This window comes from Exiguobacterium sp. A1_3_1 (assembly GCF_048985645.1).
GTDB lineage: Bacteria > Bacillota > Bacilli > Exiguobacteriales > Exiguobacteriaceae > Exiguobacterium_A > Exiguobacterium_A indicum.
The window spans coordinates 1-19,548 of the sequence record NZ_WBYY01000008.1 but is presented as its reverse complement, the minus strand read 5'-3'; the positions used below and the strand labels follow the sequence as shown (position 1 = coordinate 19,548).

At 40.5% G+C, this 19,548-nt stretch carries 13 protein-coding genes; 5 read left to right on the top strand and 8 right to left on the bottom strand.

The features are described from left to right. Positions 1–143: 143 nt before the first annotated feature. Both F8N00_RS01870 and F8N00_RS01865 read left to right on the top strand, forming a co-directional pair. The gene (locus tag F8N00_RS01870) at positions 144–1,064 is read left to right on the top strand and encodes a hypothetical protein (RefSeq protein WP_421017653.1); all 921 of its coding nucleotides are present in this window, start codon (positions 144–146) and stop codon (positions 1,062–1,064) included. A gap of 533 nt (positions 1,065–1,597) precedes the next feature. Continuing rightward, entirely contained in the window at positions 1,598–1,783 is a 186-nt protein-coding gene (locus F8N00_RS01865; protein WP_421017652.1) for a hypothetical protein, read from the top strand. Positions 1,784–1,938: 155 nt separating this feature from the next. Here the strand turns inward: F8N00_RS01865 and F8N00_RS01860 are convergent, their stop codons facing one another. Further along, positions 1,939–2,793: a DUF4352 domain-containing protein gene (locus F8N00_RS01860; RefSeq protein WP_421017651.1), complete on the bottom strand. Its 855-nt coding sequence runs from the start codon at positions 2,791–2,793 to the stop codon at positions 1,939–1,941. 35 nt (positions 2,794–2,828) lie between these two features. Beyond that, positions 2,829–5,930 carry an Ig-like domain-containing protein gene (locus F8N00_RS01855; RefSeq protein WP_421017650.1) on the bottom strand — a complete coding sequence of 1,034 codons (3,102 nt, stop codon included), beginning with the start codon at positions 5,928–5,930 and terminating at the stop codon, positions 2,829–2,831. 511 nt (positions 5,931–6,441) lie between these two features. Here F8N00_RS01855 and F8N00_RS01850 point away from each other — a divergent pair. The 3 genes from F8N00_RS01850 (at position 6,442) to F8N00_RS01840 (ending at position 11,359) form a co-directional block, all read left to right on the top strand. After that, positions 6,442–8,181, top strand: coding sequence for a hypothetical protein (locus tag F8N00_RS01850; RefSeq protein WP_421017649.1), 1,740 nt, complete (start codon positions 6,442–6,444; stop codon positions 8,179–8,181). Between the two features lie 384 nt (positions 8,182–8,565). Then, positions 8,566–10,086: an AAA family ATPase gene (locus F8N00_RS01845; protein WP_421017648.1), complete on the top strand. Its 1,521-nt coding sequence runs from the start codon at positions 8,566–8,568 to the stop codon at positions 10,084–10,086. Then, a complete protein-coding gene (locus F8N00_RS01840; RefSeq protein ID WP_421017647.1) occupies positions 10,079–11,359 on the top strand; it encodes an McrC family protein in 1,281 nt (426 codons plus the stop codon). Before F8N00_RS01845 ends, F8N00_RS01840 begins: the two co-directional genes overlap by 8 nt. 125 nt (positions 11,360–11,484) lie before the next feature. Here the strand turns inward: F8N00_RS01840 and F8N00_RS01835 are convergent, their stop codons facing one another. From F8N00_RS01835 to F8N00_RS01810, 6 genes are all read right to left on the bottom strand, one after another. After that, complete coding sequence (locus F8N00_RS01835; protein ID WP_421017646.1) at positions 11,485–12,879, bottom strand: trypsin-like peptidase domain-containing protein; 1,395 nt, start codon at positions 12,877–12,879, stop codon at positions 11,485–11,487. Between the two features lie 420 nt (positions 12,880–13,299). Further along, positions 13,300–13,560, bottom strand: a complete 261-nt coding sequence (locus tag F8N00_RS01830) for a hypothetical protein (RefSeq protein ID WP_421017645.1) — start codon at positions 13,558–13,560, stop codon at positions 13,300–13,302. A 163-nt stretch (positions 13,561–13,723) separates the two neighbouring features. Beyond that, positions 13,724–14,425, bottom strand: coding sequence for a hypothetical protein (locus tag F8N00_RS01825; protein WP_421017644.1), 702 nt, complete (start codon positions 14,423–14,425; stop codon positions 13,724–13,726). After that, complete coding sequence (locus F8N00_RS01820) at positions 14,406–15,161, bottom strand: hypothetical protein (protein ID WP_421017643.1); 756 nt, start codon at positions 15,159–15,161, stop codon at positions 14,406–14,408. Before F8N00_RS01820 ends, F8N00_RS01825 begins: the two co-directional genes overlap by 20 nt. Continuing rightward, positions 15,139–15,399, bottom strand: coding sequence for a hypothetical protein (locus tag F8N00_RS01815; protein WP_421017642.1), 261 nt, complete (start codon positions 15,397–15,399; stop codon positions 15,139–15,141). Before F8N00_RS01815 ends, F8N00_RS01820 begins: the two co-directional genes overlap by 23 nt. Before the next feature lie 323 nt (positions 15,400–15,722). After that, positions 15,723–18,860 carry an Ig-like domain-containing protein gene (locus F8N00_RS01810; RefSeq protein WP_421017641.1) on the bottom strand — a complete coding sequence of 1,046 codons (3,138 nt, stop codon included), beginning with the start codon at positions 18,858–18,860 and terminating at the stop codon, positions 15,723–15,725. Positions 18,861–19,548 lie beyond the last annotated feature (688 nt).

Below are 19,548 nucleotides of genomic sequence, written 5' to 3'. Positions count from 1 at the left end.
CCCTCTGTATGTGTTTCGGTACAGAGGGATTTTTAATTTTCTCTATACTAACGTTTTTTAAAATCTCATTTCTTTATCATTTAAAACTGAAAATATATCCAGTAATTTCCTTGCTATACTACAGAAAAAGGAGGCGTTTTACGATGAAAAAAAGTATGACATGGACAGCACTCGTGACGCTCGGTCTCAGTAGTGCAGTCTACCTCTCGCCTGTTGAAGCAGCGACGGACGAATTCACAGTAGAAACGAAAAATATCCACACACGGACGGAAGTCTTAAAAGGAAAGGCACCTGCCGGAGCAATCGTCGTCTTACAGTCGGACGACACAGAGGAAGAAGACTTACAAGAAGTCGCTCATGCAAAAGCGGATGCGAATGGGAACTATTCGATCGAGTTACCCGAAGAAGGATTGATCGGCGAGGATTTCTACGACTACCATCAATCTGATTCCGATGAGTATGACTATGATGAAGAGGACGAAGACAGCTCTTCCGATGTCACACCGAACTATTTCCTTGAAGTCGTAAGCGTTGATGATTACACAGGCGATGATGATGGAATGGATGATGGCTGGGACGAGTATTACGTAGCGCGTGCCGCTTCTTATGGCGATGACGATGGAGGAGACGACGGTGATGAACCGGGTGATGGTGATGATGATGGATATGACGATGGCGATGAAGGGGACGAGCCGGGAGAGGATGATGGCGATACGACGGAAGAACCACGAGATCCGATCTCGTACGACCTCGATCCAATCGACCTCACGGTGCGGACATTCATTCCAAAAGCAGTAACCGTCGATACGAAAATACTGACACGTACGACTCGGACAGTGACCGGATCTGTTTCGAACAAGGATGTACGCGTCGAAGCTTATGTCTACCATAAGTCGAGCAAATCATGGAAACTACTTGGTAAGGCGAAGCCACGCAGTAATGGTTCGTATAAAATGTCGATTAACAAAAAATTATACAAGAAAGATGCGAGCGTCAACTTCTACGTCGTCGGGAATCGTGATGCAGATGGTTTCAGTAAAGCACTTCGTAAAAAATATAAATAAAATAAGAACATCGATAGAAGTGTGACATAAATACGTCATGCTTCTTTTTTCTCACCGTTTTTCTGTATAAATATCCGAAAAACCTATGACATTTTGTAGATGCGATTAAAAATTATCTTAAAAGCGAATTAATCCAAAAACACATTTCCATAAAAAGTTAATCGAAGCCTATAATTAAAGATTTTTTCCTTTAAACTAAAGAAGGTTACATTATTTGGTTTTAAACCAAATTTAATTCCTCAATTTTCTAATTTAAAGGAGCTACTATTCATGAATCGTTTAACGCGTTATTTACCTTCTTTGGCTGTGATTATCTTTAGTATCCTTGTCTTTTTATTACCCTTCCGTTGATTCATCTTCCCTATGTCAGATACTATGAAAAAACTGTCTCGGCATACGCGGGACAGTTTTTTCATAGATTCAGTCATACCACTTGCTTTCATGATTCACTGTTAGAACGCTAAACTTTCTGATATGTTATACTAAATATTGTAAACATATCGAATCTGATACATTTTCTAAGGAGTGAACGTATGTCGAATCGAAAAAAAGATTATCTGATTTCTTTATTGATCGTCATCTTCGCATCCATCGTCATCTTTACACTCGATTTACCAAAAGGGACTAGCTTTGCTGCGATTCTGATCGCCGTGATTCTTTCCGTTTTCTTGTATGAATTTCGATTACTCACTCAAGATAAAACGAAACAAAAGAGATAATGTTTTTATATAGTAGACGACCTGAACTCCTCACAAGATGGAGTTCAGGTCTTTTTTATCTCTGTATGATCCTAACGAATACTGTACTAGAAAAAAGCCACAGTCTCCGGTTATCAACTCGGTACTGTAGCTTTGAGTATTACTGTGAAATACACTTAATTAACTGGGATCTCGAACGTATATGGAGCGAAATCAATATCATAGTTATCGTTCGAAGCATCAATCAACAGTTTCATGCTTGTCGTTCCGGCTTCGACCGCCGGGTAGATCATGACCCCTTCCGTTTCGATTCCCGGTAGAATATCCGACTGGACTTCTGCGAGACCAGATTCTTCACTATCGAGGTATTCTGTCTCGAGTTGTTTATTCCCTACGACTAGTTTGGAGCCTGAATCGAAGAACGTCGCATTGACGTTCGTCTTGTTCGTGATTTTTATGAAAACACGTGTCTGATTGTCTGCTAGTTCAACCTTTTGCAGTTCAACCTTCAGACCATGCTGATCGACGACTTTATTCAGCTCAATCGTCTTTTTCGTTGGTGCCATCGCATCGATGTAGCTGATTTCCTTGACGCTTTCTGCTCGAATGCCGGCAGCAGAGATTTCTCCACCGAATGCATTCTCCCCTGAAAATTCGTCCACTACGATGCCTTTGACTTCTACATACTGATCACTTTTGATTTTCAAAGACGTATCTGCTGCGACCATCGTGTTCTTTTCAGCATTCTTCGGATCCCCGTACATCTGGAAGTAGACACCGTCTTCATCCTTTTCTGGTTCTGAGAACACTTTCCCACGGACCGTTACTTCATATCCTTTGTATTTCTTCGGATCCGTATACATCTTCTCGTAGTCTTTCTCCGCCAACGGTCCTTTTGATTTGATTTCCGACTTCGTACCGCTCTTTCCTTTACCTGACTCTGTATCCGAGTCGCTACATGCGACAAGCAATACTAACAGCCCGATTAAGACGGCTAGTACGATTAAGACGATCTTAAAGAATTTTTTCATGGTTCTTCTCCCTCTTTCTTAGAACATCATTCCGATTAGGATTTGACGATTTTCGTGATGACTTTTGCGGAACGATTCTTCGCAGCATCTTCTGCGTAGATGCTGACTGTCTCTCCGGCTTTCCAAGCGTTGATGCGTAAGACGTAGTTCCCTTTCGCATCTGCCTGCGTCCGGTAGGCTTTCTTCTTATACATGACGACGACGTTCGCTTTCGCTTCCGTCTTCCCGGTGATCCGGGTCGATTTTGAAGTGACACGCGAAACCGTCGGCGTTTTTGGTTCGATATCGTCTTTGATTTTCAACGAAACGATTGATCGTTGTCCGAAGGGATCACGTGAATGGATCGTGATCGTCTTCCCGATTCGTAGTGCACGATACGCTTTCATCGAAAACTGCTGATCTTGATACAAGTCGACACCAGCTAAGTTCATATCATTGTCGTCATAGGCTTCGACGGCATGATACGGCTGTGCGATCCCTTTGATCAGGCGTGTCTTTGCGGACGCTGTCAGCTTCGTCACCTTTTGATTCTGATACGTCGAACGGATCGTCTTTTTCAACGTCGCTCGCGCGGTCCCGTCCGAATTACGTAACGTCAATTCGACTTGGAATGGTGCTTTCATCTTCTTCGGTAAGGTGAAGACGGAGCGCGGACGCGTACCGGCTAGCTTGACTTCTTTTCCGTTGATTTTGAACGTATAACGGCTCGGACGAAGATGTGTATCCCGTGTGACGAACCAGATCTTGTTCTTCTTCTCACTCCAGTGGATATCTTGAACCGGGTAATCGACTGGTCGTTTTTCCGTCGTTTTCGCTGTGCCTGCCTCGTTTCGGATTGTGACACGAACGATATCCTGCTGCGTGAGCGCTCGTTTTAAGCGCATCGTCACAAGACCTTTTGTATCGGCTGTCGCTTCATACTTTTGCTCACCGATGACAGCTTGGACCTTCGTAAGTGGAGCTGTTTTTGCTTGCAACACCGTCTCACCAAAACGCATCTCGTAGACGGTCAGTGGTGGATAAGTTGTACTTAAAACGGATGTACTCACCCAATCGGACGTCATATCCGAACGGTTCGTCCCCCGAACTTCGATTCGGGTGATGCCGTCCTGTTTGAACGTCCTGCTCGTTTGGCTGTCCCACGTATGGCGATAGAATCCGAATCGTGAGAGGTCCAGCTTCACCGTCTTAACGAGTGTTTCTCCTTTGTAATAACGCACGTCCGCCGATTTCAGGAGATCGTCGGATTTAAACAAAACTTCGCGCTTCGAGTCACTGATTTTCGGAATCCGAATCGCTGGTACGGTTTCATCTGTCAATTGACGGTTATACTTCAGGACATCTTTCGTTCCTGGACGCGTGATGGAGATCCGCATCCATCCTGAGTAATCGATGGATCGTGTCTTTGACGTATCGATAGAGGCGGTTTTCAAAAGGAATTTCCCGTCTTTTGAAACTGTCCCTTCAAATATAGTGTATCCGCCCGAGTTATACGCATCATACGCAATCGGCATCTCTAGACGGATCCGCGTGCCAGGTTCACCTTTCCCCGTCAACGTCTGGTCATACGGACCGAAGGAGTCGAGAGTCATCTCAGTCAACGGATGAAGGACACCCTCGAACGTCGCTTTTCGGACATCCTGCTCGTCCGTCACGAGCGTCAGCGTATAACGATCGCCCTCCTGAATTCCTGTGATTTGTACAGGCTGCCCCTCAGTGTCTCGCTTCGGAAAGAGGAACGTTTGAGCATCAAAACTGCCATCCGCATGTTCGATGATGATCTTACCGGTGACGTCCGGTAACCCCTTCAGTGGATTCGTCAGTTCCAGTGTGTTCCCGTTGAACGACATCGCTGGTTTGGCGAGCGGTCGTCTGTCTTGAACCGTCCAAGACCGTACTTCGTAGAAAGTGCCATCTAACGAGCGGACGGACAAACGGATTTCACTCTTATATTGTTTCGGGAACTCCATCTGAAACTGTCCGTTCTCGTCTGAAGTCAGCAGAAACCTTAATCCGTCATACTCGACCCGAAAGTCTCGCTTCGGAATGGTCTTCCCGGACAAAACAGGATGTTCGGACGAAATCGGCTGATCGAGCGTCAACGGGAACGATTCTGGTCGTGCCGGTAACTCGACGAATGTCGATCGGGACCGTTCATCATGTTTGAACGTCACTTCATGAACCGGCTCCTGCATCTCCGTGACGTCACACTGAAAATAACCTGTCGCGTCACTCGTTGCGCAAATCGTATCATCGAGCAGCACTTGACTGTTTGCATAGGTCAGTCCTTCGATCTGGTTTTGTGGCGCTTCGACGAGTAGATAATACGTTGCGGTCAGACTTGGCTGATACGCCGGGAGGATTGCTGTCGTTTTAGTAGAGACAGATCCTGCACTCACTACTTGAAGCGTACGTCCTGTCTTCACTGTCTCGAGCGTTGGCGTATACGGGAACGTCACGTTCCCCTTCGGATCTGCAACGACCGTCCAGCTGGCTCCCGTCTCTTCGTCTTTGAAAGTCAGAACGGCATACGGCCACGCTTTCCCGACGAATTGTTTTGTTTCGAACGCATAGGGTTCAATGGCGATTGTGGCTGGCACTTTTGTCGATAGCAGTGTCGTCTCGCTTTTCGCCCCTTGATCCGTCTTCGCATAGACCCGCATCTCTGACATAACGCCTTTCGGAACGAGAAGCTGCTGTCTCCCCGTATAGATGTCCCCCTCGTAAGACGCATAGATCGTCGCGTCGGGTGACGTCGTTAAATAGAAACTATTCTCCGTCTGTCCGACGTAAGTAACGGATGGTAATGGTTCTTCGGTCGGCGTCGGATTCGTCGGTTCATAGGAAATCTGGTTCTCTTTATATCCGTCTATATCCAGTATGTATAGGTGAACGGATTTCATGCCAACTGGCTGCGGAAGCTTAATCGAGAAGCTACCAGATTCATCCGCTTGACTCGTATATAAGACGTCGTCTACATGAACATGAACGGTCGTCTTCGCTTCCGCCTTTCCTTTTAGTATTTGATCTTCTACCTTATACGGCAGAAGCGTCGGGTGTTCGGTTGCCAGGACCATGCTCGGAAGTAAGAAACATAAGAGCACCCCCAAAACATAGCCTACGATCGTTTGCTTCAATTCCTTCTCTCCTTTTGATTCCATTGAAATTAATAACTCTAATTGATTTTATTACCATATTGCGTTTATTTCAATATTTTATTTAAAATATATAAATTTATCGGCTATTTAAAAAAAGAGAAACCCCAATATTGTAATCGCCTCTTAGTACAAGTCACGATTAGAGTTTCCACCTTTCCTCAGCAGTTCATCAATTACTTCTTCCACATTCATATCTTTTTCACATCCGAATGTCGTCAAATGAAGAGTTTCCCATTGTCTTTGGTCTACATGATATCTCTCGTCCGCTCTTTTAAAAGAAGAGTACTTACACGCAAAGAAATGTCATGGTTATGATTATCGCAACCTTGAAAGATTCTCATTAAAATTCTGCATCGAGTTTGGCCGTTAAAGCATCAGCCCAGCACTATGAAAAAAATTATATTTACTTATTTTAACAAAAAAGTAAATAATTAAATTATAAATTCGCTACACTATACGTAAGGATAATATCAAAGAAGGAGTGTGGAGTATGAGAAAAACAATTATTAGTTTAGTTACACTGATTGTAGTTAGCCTAGGGGGAAGCAAGGTTGGAGCAGTAATAGATTTACCTAGCACCGCCTCATTTCTGAGTGAAGGGCACTACGAATTAATTTCCGGGAAAGATCTTGCTTGGACTAACCTTGGTTCTGGAAAAATTGCTTTAATCGATTTAAAAAATGGAGAGAAAATTCAAACCATTCAAACTCAATACAATAGTAATATCAAAGAATTTTCAATTTCAGATGATCAAAAATATATCGCTTTAATTGATAGTTCTAGAATAAGAATTTACGATGAGTTTGCTGAACTTGTTCAAACCATTGATTCCATTAATTACAAAGAAGAAACGCTGGAAAACTTTTATGATGTTACATTCTTACCAGGTTCTCATACGCTAATCGGATTGGCGAATAAATACAAAAACGGTAAGTTGTTTGGATATGATGTAAATCAAGGTACAATAACATTCTCAAGAGGAACAGACCATCTGGGTGAAATTTTGATCTCAAACGATAAAATAGCCGTTATCAATTCAAAGGATGCCTATTTTTATAGCCATGATGGAAATTATGACACAGTCATTCATCCAGAAAACGGTGATATCAAAGCTTATGATTTTAACAAAGACAGTTTATTAGTGCTTGGTGAAAGTGGTAGTAAACAATTGAAAGTATACGATGGAAAACAAGACTTCAAAAAAATATCTACTCCAATGTCATTCATGAATGAGTCTCTTCGAGAATACGAAGATATTGACATTGATGAATCGGGTCAGTTCATCGCAACAACTTACGATGGTTACCCAGACAAATTTTCTTTATTTGAGCGGTCAGGAAAAAAGATTTTTACGACACTTGATTCGGGAACTGACACGATTTATCCTTCAACTTCCATTGAACTGACGAAAGACGCAAAAAAAATTTTGATTCGAAAAGATTACGAAGAAACACTCGTTATGGACGGTCGAAACATCATCAAACGACCGGTCGCAATCAACATACCAAAAGAGAATCAGGAAGTGATAATGGGAACTTCAAAATCACTTTCGTTAGAAGTCACACAGGCTGACGGAAAAAAAGTGACAATTACAGAGGGCATCAAATGGGCGACGAACTCTCCGACAAACGCATATCTGAAATCAAATCAGCTAATCGGGAAAAGTATTGGCACGTACACGTTAAAAGCTACGTATGAAGGATATACGACGCGTATAGAAGGAAAAGTCGTTGCACCTCCTAAACTATCATCCTTAAAAGATGTTCCTTGGTTAAAGCGTCATCGACAAGGAATCCTGACAAACAAGTCGTTTGAGGGAGCGATCGCCCCGAACGCTTCTTATAAAAAAATCAGCGGAGTTTCAGGAAAACTATCTATCCCAAACACAGATGCGGTATGGATTGGAAAGTGGAAAGGAAATATCCTATACTCACGCGACTCCTCAGTAAACGAGAACAATACTGATCAAATCGACTTAGTGGTGATGCTGCCATCTCTAGAGAAACGAACACTAACGAAGAACGAAGTAAAAGAAGTATTTGGCAAAGCTACGAAGACGTACACTAATAAAAAACCGTTAACGTATCATATTGATAAATCTAAGAAAACTTTTGCGAAATATAAAATATACAATGCATCCGTTTATCATGTGAACGGACAATATCTTTATATTGCGTTCGATAAAAACGATCATGTACGTCTTTTTGCACTCAGTTCATTGAATGAATAATGACGTTACTCGTGTTCGTGTTGCTATCATAAGTCTGTTACCGTTCGGCAACTACTTGATACCTATGTTAAGTAGACAGAAATAATATTTCGCAACATTAGCGTTAAAAGAGAGGAATGTTCTCTTCGATTACGGCAAAATGACTCTCGACCTTATAGGTAGGAGAGCTTTTTGTCGTCGTCCAAAAACAGATATCGCTCATGAATAATCTTACTTTTTATTTTAAAAACAGAAATGAATAAATATAAAAAAACGATTTACATAAAATACAAATACCCTTTCTATACAATTAAAAATTCCTTTATAATCAAACTTGTTACATTAAATACTTTATTTGGAATAAAATTCATCTTTATACCACCTATAGAAAGGAACTTGTGATTTATGACTACTAAAAACCAAATTTTATTCGGTCCGCCTGGAACCGGAAAAACGTATGCCGTCGTCGAACGAACATTAGCAATCGTTGACCCAGAAGGGGTTGCACGTCTTAAAGAACAAAAATCACCTCGTGAGGACTGGACTCGTTTATATCAATCTCACGTGGAAGCGAATCGTATCCAATTTTGCACCTTCCATCAATCATTCTCATACGAAGACTTCGTCGAAGGTCTTCGTAGTGACGGAAAAGGCGGATTCGAACCGAAGAACGGAATATTCAAACAAATTTGTACGACTGCCTCTCACATTGATTCAATCAAAAAAACAATCGCACAAGTAGCTTCGACAATTGATGTAGCGCAACGCTCAGTATATAAGATGTCTCTCGGACAAAAACAAGAAGAAAAGATTTTCGAGTACTGTCTGAATGAATCAGTGATTGCGCTAGGATACGGTAGTCAGATTGACTTCACGGATTGTAATAATGCTAATGACATCACACAAAAAATTCACGCTGACGGATCCATTGAAAATATTGATACCGTCTCTCGAACAATTAATATGCTGAAATTCGAAATCCAAATCGGTGACATGATCATCGCCTCGCATGGCAATCATAACTTCCGCGCGATTGGGATTGTCACAGGTGATTATTACTATGATTCGACGTCCCCTATTCCTTACGCTCATTTTCGTAAAGTCGATTGGATATTCCATCGTCCTGCAGATTCGGTTATACCAGCTAAAGAGTTGTTTAAGAATAATTTCGTTCAAATTCCACTTTATCCGCTGTCTCAGGAAGTAATGAAAGTAGAGAAACTTCCTCTCTTTCTAGGACATACACCTTCTAGTACACAGGACATCTTACCAGGAAACGTTGTTCTCGTAATCGATGAAATCAATCGCGGGAACATCTCGCGTATCTTTGGTGAATTGATTACATTAATCGAAGACGATAAACGTCGTGGTGCTATGAATGAAATTACTGTCACGCTCCCTTATTCGCAAGAACTATTCAGTGTGCCGGCAAACCTTCATATCCTCGGTACGATGAATACCGCTGATCGTTCCATCACTTTGATGGATACCGCTCTCCGTCGTCGCTTCGAGTTCACGGAACTTCTGCCTGATCCAGACCTGCTGCCTCAGAATATCGAAGGGGTCGATGTGCGGCAAATGTTGATCACGATGAATGAGCGCATCGAGTATCTATATGATCGTGATCATACGATTGGTCATGGTTTCTTTTTGAATGAACACTTGACGATAGAATCGTTGATTCACATCATGCAAAAAAAGATCATTCCGTTGTTACAGGAGTATTTCTATGATGATTTTGAAAAAATCGCTCTCGTACTCAGAGGTGCGACGAACGACTCGGATGACTCCTCCTATTTCTTGTGTAAAAAGACTTTACAGGCTCAGGATCTGTTCCCTAATCACTCCGGATTGCGTGAAGAAAAGATTCGATATGAGATGGTTCCAAATCCATCTGTAAATGCGCTGAGAAGAATATATGAGTAATTCACGACGTGTCTTTACGATCGTCGAAAACTTCGACACTTTGAACATATCAAATGATGGAGCACAGGGGTTGACGCACGAAGAGGCAGAAGCGTTAGAACAGCATAGACGACAGCAAAACTATTCATCTCGTCATTTCGTATGGGGATACAATTCGCTACGCATTCTTGATTACGTTGGTTTCATTCAATGCGAGACGTTCATCATCGAAATTCTTCCGAAAATTCCCGGAGCTAATCATACGATGATGAGACGAGCACTTCTTAACATGCTATCTGAATCGAATCTTCTACCCGTTCAAGTGAATCCAATTGCGCATTATGAGTTATTCGATGAACCCTTACCCGAAATACTTGGTTATGTGTACGCCAATGAACTCGCAGCTGCTTTACGCCAAGGACCCACTCTACGGTATCAGACTTTACGAGCGACTTCTCCTGTTTTGAAAGGTCGCTTACTCGTCAACCAGTATATCCAACAACAAATGAGTAGAAATCAAGGACATCATGCAGTCTGTGAGTATGAGGAACGCATAGTGGATCATGATTTGAATCGCTTATTTCTAAGTACGAATCATTTGTTACATAGGATGTGTGAAAAGATGGAGACACAACAACTATTACGTCAAACGACTCATCTCTTAGACGATGTCACGTATGTCACATGGACAAAAGAACAAATCCAATCCGTCACGCTAAATCGAACCGAACAACGTTTTTACGGAGCGTTAGAACTCTCAAAACAAATTATGTTCGGTCACTCAACGGAGAAAGTTTCCGATTCACACCTCTCCATTTCGCTTCTGTTTGACATGCCACGCGTCTATGAGGCTTATATCGGATCTTTACTCCGTTACTCCATTGCAAATTATTCACTAATGAACCGCAAGACGACGTATCTCTTGCACCGAGCACATCAAAAAAACGTTCTTGCGCTTCGACCTGACTTTTTTATAAGCGGTCCTAACGGTCTACTCATACTCGATACGAAGTGGAAACGTCTTGTACAACAAGACACGTACTCTGATGTCAAACGTAATGATATCTATCAGATGTATGCCTATTTGACACGTTTCACAAATGTCTCGACCGTCATTCTGTTATATCCTTTGTTCGATCACGAGTGCGTTGCTCTTCCTGATGACGTCTGGCATCTTGAGGATCAACCCTCTCGTCAGATTCGTATACATCGTATCAATCTACTCGACAAACAGCAGACGATTAAGCAATTGAATGAAATTTTAAACTACGGTACTTCTTCCATAAGTTTTTAACGGCATAAGCATGCGTAGAATACGTTGTAATATACTGAAACGACCTGAATTCTTCATACCGAAGAGATTCAGGTCGTTTCTCGTTTATCAAAAATATATTTTAACTAGTAAATTGTTTGATATTCTCACTTTTTCTTTTCATTTAGAATGTGTTCGATTTGTTGGATAATTTTCTTCGACTTCGGAATGTTCGTCGACTGACCCGATGACAGTTGATATAACAATTGATACGGAGTTTCTTGATAATTTTTTGGATCAAGCCCTTCTTTTGAGAATACAGCAATCGCGTATATTCCTGGTGAAAGGTCGACTGATAACCCTTGCAATGGATTTCCTTCATAATCAAACGGTTGACTGTACTGAATCGGCTCACCTTCCACACCGTAGAGACCGATGTAAAAATATTCGGCTAATCGACTTCCGTAATCTCCTGCTATGAAAAACTTCATTTGTTTATCAATACGAAAGCTAAACACATCCACATCCTCGTCATCGAATGTCGTACCTGAAATCGAACCTTGCGCGTATGGAATGATGTCTGCTTGATCGAACGTATCGTTTAATTCCTGTTCGTATGTCTCTCCTTCTCCTTGAACAATTGGTACCTCGACAAGTTGCTGTTGGACGTTCGAAATCGTTTGACGCTTCCGTAACACGATATCTAATTGTTCGTAAGGAATAGCATAGTTCATGTTTTCCGCATCACTACGTTTCCAAGAGACGATACCTATCACCCGACCATATTGATCGATGAGTGGTCCTCCCGAGTTTCCAGGATTAACGGTCGCACTGAATTGAATATAAGGAAGTCCTCCATCATATACTCTACGATTACTAAGAATCCCTTGAGTGATCGTATTACTAATACCTTTTGGACTCCCGAGAGCATAGATAACAGAACCCGTACTTCCTGCTTTTGCTGTACGCAAGGAAGCAATATTCACCATTTGAGGAACATCTAATATAGCTAAATCTAATTGTTCATTCACTGCTTTGACGTATTTTGCCTCATAGATCATTCCGTTCGGAAAATGAATACGTGCTCTCTCATTATCCGTTCCTGAAACGACATGATGATTCGTTACGACTTCTCCTTGTTTTGTGACGAAGCCACTCCCTAATGAAGTAACGTCACCTTTCCTATCTATCATTTCAATATATGCAACAGATGGATTAACGGATTTAAAAGCTGCCTGTGCGTCAAGTTTTTTCCAGTTTACCGTCACCGCGACGATTTGTTTTCGTTTCGTTTTTTGCTCATATACCGTAATCGTCGCCTTGCCCGCTCCAATCGCTTTTACCTTTCCTTTTGAAACGGTTACCACGTTACGATCCGATGTCTTCCAGCTATAGCTTGGTTTAGAAATCCCTTTTGTTTTCACTTGTATCGTTTTCGTTTGTCCCGTGACGAGTGTCATTTTTTCAGGAGACACAACGAAGCTCGCAGCTGATACCGAGTCTGCTCTATAAAAGAAAAACAACAAGATCAACAGACTACTTACGCCTATCCATTTCTTCATCATTCCTACTCCCCTTTCTTTAATTCATTCTTTACTTCATGAATTCATTCTTTACTTCATGATATCAACTCTTGAAGCACGATTTTCGGAGTACTCTTTTCATGATGGAAATCTATTTTTAGTTTTTTGATTGCATCCCATTAAAATAATTTCCACACATCTCACAATTAGAAGAAGCCACCCTATATTCAAGGTGGCTGACCAAATTATTACGTTATGCATCTCCTTTTTTCATCAAAACCAAGCGTAAATACTTACATTTCTAAGTGATAGAAGTGAAGAACTGCTAAAAAAATCAGTTTTGGACAAGTCTTCAACCGTTTGAAAGACAGAGAGTCTTATAGTTATCCGACTATTAGATCAGATAACTTAAGAATTACTCTCTTCTTATCAACGCGTAGATTGAAGTAGTTAAATCATTTAAAAACCAGCTAAAATCAATTCACGTGTCCAATCGAGCGCACTGCTTTCTTCTCCAAAAAACTTATAGTAGTAATAGACGATTTTTCTGATCAACCAACGTACGAATCCACTAATCATGCGGATGACGAATCCTAACAAGCCGATTCGCCAAAGGATGAAGCCGCCGACTACAAGAAATACGAAACAGCCGCATCCCACTGGTCCTGTCAGTCTTAAGACAATCGCTAGAATGATGATTCCGATGATGACGTAAAGCATATGATCGTTCTCCTTCATCAATGTAATTTCTTTAGCCTTATTTTCCTTACTCAGCTATTCGTGCTGAGCACACACGTATAAAGGCAACGCGTTCTACGTTCTATATCAGTTATCAGACAAACGGAAGATCCCATGATGAGACCTTCCGATGAACCGTTTTATATTATCGCTTACTTACAGTGATGAACTTCACGTTATCTTGTTTATCAAAGCACACTTCCACGGATAGATTTTTTAATTGATACTCATAGTAACTTTTGACCGAATACTTTGCGAACGTCTTATTAGACTTTGAAAAATGACGTGGTACGGAAGAAGAGTACGTCTCGGATGTCTCCGATTTGCCAAAGGCAGATTTAATCTCTGCTTTTGAAATCAAACGTTTTTCAAGTGCTGGAAGCATCGTCAGCAACTCAATTCGGTTGGGCTGACTCTCTCCGTAGCGCACATACCGTGAAGCGAGAACGCTCCCTTTCCATTTTCCGTTCGTGTTCGCATCCGTTTCCGGAATGAACATGCTCCCTTTCGTTCCTTTTAGCTTCGAGTACGATGATACGAGGACCGGTAGTCCTTCGAACGACTGTTTATCGAGGAGCGACTGTCGGTGACGTTCCAACCACGGAACATCCTTTAGCGACGATAACTTTGGCGGCGGCATGACTTTACCGGTTACTGTCGTCGTAAAGCCTTCATACGTCGCTTTTAAGGTGTATGTTCCTTGTGTTTTGCCGTACAGCTTTCCAGATTTAATATAGGCTTTCGTTGGATTGTCTGTCGCCCAGCTGACACCAGATTTGACGAGAACCGTTTTTCCATCAGCTCGTATGACTTCAAGGGCTAACGTTTCAGAAGAACCACTGTCCACACTTTGATGAGCTGCTGGTATTTGGTCGTTTGTATAGCTCTTTCCCACTATAGACATTCGTGCTACTGTACCCTTCGACGACGATTGAGCGCGCTTCATTACTAAGTTCAACTCTTGATTCGTATGCAAGATCTCGATCATAGTCGAGGGACGTATGAATACGACGCCCCGTCTCCCGTTCAAATAAAGAGAACGGTCGACCGCTTCCATAAGAAGTAACGGCAATGAATTTGCCCGACTCATAGATTGAGATATCGTTATACGACATATCTTTTCCCGTCACGAACTGTCCACTCGTTTGAATCTTTCTGAATCCCCGATTCAAATCATAGACATCAAGCTGTGATGTATTATTTTCTCCTATGATAAGTAATCCATCATCATTCATATCAAACGCTTCGATACTTTCCTCTTCTTTTCCATGAATGACGCCTTTATAGGAGAGATCGGATGTATAGACATTAGCATCTGACGAAGAAATGATGGCTACATAATCGCGTGCCGTTAAAATCTGACCGAATTGACTTGTTCCTCGGACACTTAAGAGTTGCTCCGAATCTAGGTCAAACGATAGCATCTTACCATCCCCGCTATTTTCGACTAGTAAAATGACCGTATGCGTACCCGGAATGAACTGAACCTCAACGAAGTCAGAAATTTCTTCCTCCTTATTTAGAATCGTCGATCTTTCTTTGATTTTCGATCCAAAGGCGTCATAGACATGAATTGATTCCATCTGATACTGCAACACGTAGACTCTGATCATCGGATGCATAAAACCCATCAATCGACGAGTCACCATTCGGGAGCGACTGAATACGTTCGTCATTTTGAAGATTAATCAGTCCCGGTTTTTGATAAGAAGACCATCCCCATACGAGTTCTTGTCCTTTGATGATATTAAACTGTCCGTATAGCTCGAATGATGTCGTCATTGGTGTATCGACTTCTGCTGCGACAGGAGATAATGACACTGTTAGGCTAATTATTCATATTTATTTTTTTAAGTTAGAATACCAGTATGATTTTTCTCAATTAAATTAAGATACCTTTTTAGAAAATATAAGATTTTAAAAGAATACTCTATTTTCCTCTTTTCGTTATATTTCTTGCCTCTCACACATCAATATATGTGATATAAAATCAAGTATAATTTATTCCACGTAAAAAATGACCGTTAACTTCTTAATAAATAAGAAGTCGACGGTCATTCGATTATTAATAAAACTAATTATCAGCTAGAGCTATTTATTAGAAATATTAACAACTGACAGCATTAATAATTTTGCCTGTTTGATTAGTCAGCAATAACTTTTACAGTTACAACTTTACCATCGATTACGTATGTCAAGTTGTAAGAATCACCAGACTCTACACCAGTAAACGAAAGTGTTGCAGAACCATTATTTACAGCAACAGGAACCGTGTTATCTTTATCAGAATTGACGAGATTTGTAGCAGTCAATGTGACATCAGCAGTTGAAGAAATATCTTCACCGTACTGATCCACTACATACAAGATTGATTTTAAATCTGCAGCATCAGTTACATCTGAAATCGATCCTGTAACAATATTGCCATCAACTTTAAGGTTATTTTTAGACTTTAGTTCAACTGAATCAGCTTTAGGTTTCGCAGTTGTAACAGTAACAGCTTTTTCTAAAACAACTGGACCGTTTGTAGAATCAACAATTACTTTAACGTTAACTGCAACATCCTTACCATCTTGATCAACGATATTATCAGCAACCGCAACATCTAATGTACTAGTAGTTTTGTCATAAACTAACTTTTCGTTTCCTGTAACAACTGCATACTCAGTGTTTGGAAGAACTACTTTTTTACCGTCTGCAAGTACACCATAAACAACTAATTTTTTGGCATACCCTTCACCGACAGTACCTGTAGGCTCATCGTAAATAGACGAAATGTCTTTAAGTTCATAAGAAACGATATCTGATTTCTCAGCAACTTTTACATTTACTTCAAGCTCACTCGAAGCTACAGTTTGCGCTACACCAAGATTATCAACTTTTTGAATTGATAATTTAATCGCTTCAGAACCTTTTTTCGAACCAGTAACAGTTACATCGGCATTGTTTGAAGCAATCAACTTATCAGTTGAAAGTGCTACTTTATCTGCTAACGTATCAGATTTTTCTACTTTGATTAGATACTTTCCAGCATCAGCAACAGCAGGTGCTTTTGCAGAAAGCTTGCCAGTCAAGTCGAAATCACGACCATACTGATCTTTTAATACTAAAGTATCTTTATTTAATTTAAATTGACCACCTACCGCAAGATCAGTAACAACATCTTTAGTTGCAGTAATGACTTTTGGCTCAGCAGCAGCTTTGACATCAACAATAAGTGTTGAAACTTTCCCGTTAGCTGATGTAGCAGTAAGAATTACTTTACGTGCAGTAGAACCTGCAGTATCATCTAAAACTAATTTTGCTTTACCTGTTTTAGTGTCATTGACGATAGAAACAGTAGAATTACTATCATTATCTGAAATTGTTAGACCCTTAGGACCATTCAAAGTAGAGGCTTTAGTGATTTCTTTTCCATCTAAATCAAATGCAGTAAATGGAATTTCAGTTTTCTCTCCAGCAACCGCTAATTCTGGTGCAGATAATGTTACTGCATCAGCTTTTACACCCTCTTTTACTTCAACAACATACTGTGCAACTTTACCAGTTGTTTTAGAAATAATCGAAATCGTTGCTTTACCAGCTTTCAATCCACCAGTTGGCGCTTTGAGCTCAAGAACCGATTGCTTTTTACCATCGATAGTAACTTGCTCAAATGTAGGAGTTGCCGTTCCACCTTTAACATCGATTACTGAAGAATCTGAAGAAGTAACAACTACATCATTAGCAATACTTGAGAAAGCAACTTCTTGACCATATTGATCTTTAGCATCTACTAAAAGATGGAAGTCAGTAGCTGTAGCATCTGTGTTTAAAACAGCAGCTGTATCTTCGTTGTATAATCCCTTAACTGAAATATCAGAAACAGCAGATTTGTTAGATACAGTCAATACTTTAGAAGTAAAAGTAGAAGTATTTGCATCAAGAATGCTAAGAGAAATCTTATCCCCAACTTTAAAAGTAGATCCAGTAGCATTTGTAATTGTTACAACTCCAGTTGATGGTGAAGCTACTGTGCTGCTTCCAGTTCCAGAGATGTTAGAAGTAACAGTTAAACCAGTAGCTGATTTAGTGATATCTTCTCCATATTGATTTGATACTTTATAACCAGTAGTAACTGTAGAGTCACTGTTAAGAACTGCATTTTCACTTAGTACTTCAACTTTAGCTACTTTTTCGTCTTCTACAGCGACAACTTTAGTTAAAGCCTCAGTAGTTAATCCAGTAACATTAACAGTATAGTCTCCTTTAGTAAGTTTAGAAGATAATTCTACTGTTGCAGATTTTTTATCATCAGAGAATGTTACTTTAGCTACGTTAGCAGTGATTGTTCCCTTCTTCACTTCGAATTTAGCTTTAGTATCTTCTACTGCTTTGTTAAACTCGATTTTAAATGATTTTGCGCTTACAGCACTTACATTAACTAATTTAGCTGCGTTGTCTACTTTGAATTCTTTTGCAGAAGTAACAACATCACCGATTTTGATTGAGTAAGAATGTGTTCCGTCTGGAATCATTTTACCTTCAGCAGTGAACTTACCGCCTTCGAGTTTACCGTCGATTGCTGGAAGTGCTTTGCTTTCGTCTTTACCTGGGAAGATGAGAAGCTGAGCTTTCGCATCTTTCGCTGGGAATTTCACGTCAGCAGATACTGAAAGTGTATCTTCTTTAACTGAGTCCATGACGTTTGTGATTTCAGCAGCTTTGACTTCATAAGCGATTGAACCCTTGATTGAAGAGTTTTTGCCCATGTAGTTGTAAGACAATTTCATCATGCCAGCTTTGTCTGTTTTTTCAGCCGTGAGGTTGAAAGATTTAGCAGAACGAGCGATGACTTTACCGTCTTTGTATTTCACGTCGATTGTTGAAGGAAGGTTGAGTTTCTCACCAACTGCGACAGGAGCGAGCTTTGGCTCAACAACGTCGACTGGGTAGTTGTTCAACTTGACTTTGATCGAAGCTTTTTTCGTAGTACCTGAAACAGTACCAGAGATTGTTTGGTATTTACCGATGTATTTTTTGTCGTAAGAGACTTTGCCCCATTTGACTGAACGGTTTTCGTATTTCTTGTTTGAAAGCAATACTTTGACCGTTTTTGGAAGTGACAATTTTTTCACTGCGAATGTGTAACCACCGTAGTGTGAGATTGAAGCTGGGTTTGTAACAGATTTAACTGTGACTTTCGATGCAGCATCCGCCGTAAGGCCTGGTGCTACTGCTGAAGCTGTCACTGCAAGAGCAGCTGCTGCAGCGTATAATTTGTTCGATTTCTTCGTGCCCATGTGTAAAAATCCTCCCTTAATTAAACTACTAGTTGACTTGACGACTTGCCTCCAATAAAAGACAAAAGACAAACTTCAGGATCTCCTTCACCCAGCCTTTTCTCGTCCATACAATGGTAATGAAGTTGCTATTTCTACCAACTAAATTTCAATTGTATTTCAAATCCAAGTCAGATAAAGGAAGAAGTCTTACGTCCTGACGAAAATTGATAATTAGATAAAATAGGTAATATTAGAAACCTAATTTTCCCTTTTCTATCGAATCAGTATGTAATCGTCATTCCATAATTCTTATCGACACCTGATACTCCAATGTTTAACGATTTCTCGAAGAAAAATCGTTTTTCATGAATTTGCAGGTTAATCCCACTGTTTACCAGTTGTCTCGACCTACAAGAATAAATATACCGAAAGTGTTTCATTTCAACAACCCTAAATTTGTAACTAAAATGCAATCTAATGGTCTTATTAAAATTTTTTTACATGGTGTCTTATGGAAAATGATTTTCCGATTACCCTACTGTTAAAAAACACCTTTTTTTCGACAAAAAGTGACACGTTTTCACGACTGGGTGTCGAATGATTTTTTTATCAAAAAAGCTAGACTAACTTCTCTGCTTTTAGTCTGATTTTAAAAAACGCGGAAATGATTCGAAAGTCACGCACTGTTTTTCAAGCAAAAAATAAT

Excerpts from the sequence above, each read along its gene's own strand:
- F8N00_RS01820 (WP_421017643.1), bottom strand. The coding sequence starts at position 15,161 with ATGGAATCAATTCATGTCTATGACGCCTTTGGATCGAAAATCAAAGAA.
- F8N00_RS01865 (WP_421017652.1), top strand. The coding sequence starts at position 1,598 with ATGTCGAATCGAAAAAAAGATTATCTGATTTCTTTATTGATCGTCATC.
- F8N00_RS01840 (WP_421017647.1), top strand. The coding sequence starts at position 10,079 with ATGAGTAATTCACGACGTGTCTTTACGATCGTCGAAAACTTCGACACT.
- F8N00_RS01850 (WP_421017649.1), top strand. The coding sequence starts at position 6,442 with ATGAGAAAAACAATTATTAGTTTAGTTACACTGATTGTAGTTAGCCTA.
- F8N00_RS01860 (WP_421017651.1), bottom strand. The coding sequence starts at position 2,793 with ATGAAAAAATTCTTTAAGATCGTCTTAATCGTACTAGCCGTCTTAATC.
- F8N00_RS01830 (WP_421017645.1), bottom strand. The coding sequence starts at position 13,560 with ATGCTTTACGTCATCATCGGAATCATCATTCTAGCGATTGTCTTAAGA.
- F8N00_RS01870 (WP_421017653.1), top strand. The coding sequence starts at position 144 with ATGAAAAAAAGTATGACATGGACAGCACTCGTGACGCTCGGTCTCAGT.
- F8N00_RS01810 (WP_421017641.1), bottom strand. The coding sequence starts at position 18,860 with ATGGGCACGAAGAAATCGAACAAATTATACGCTGCAGCAGCTGCTCTT.
- F8N00_RS01835 (WP_421017646.1), bottom strand. The coding sequence starts at position 12,879 with ATGAAGAAATGGATAGGCGTAAGTAGTCTGTTGATCTTGTTGTTTTTC.
- F8N00_RS01845 (WP_421017648.1), top strand. The coding sequence starts at position 8,566 with ATGACTACTAAAAACCAAATTTTATTCGGTCCGCCTGGAACCGGAAAA.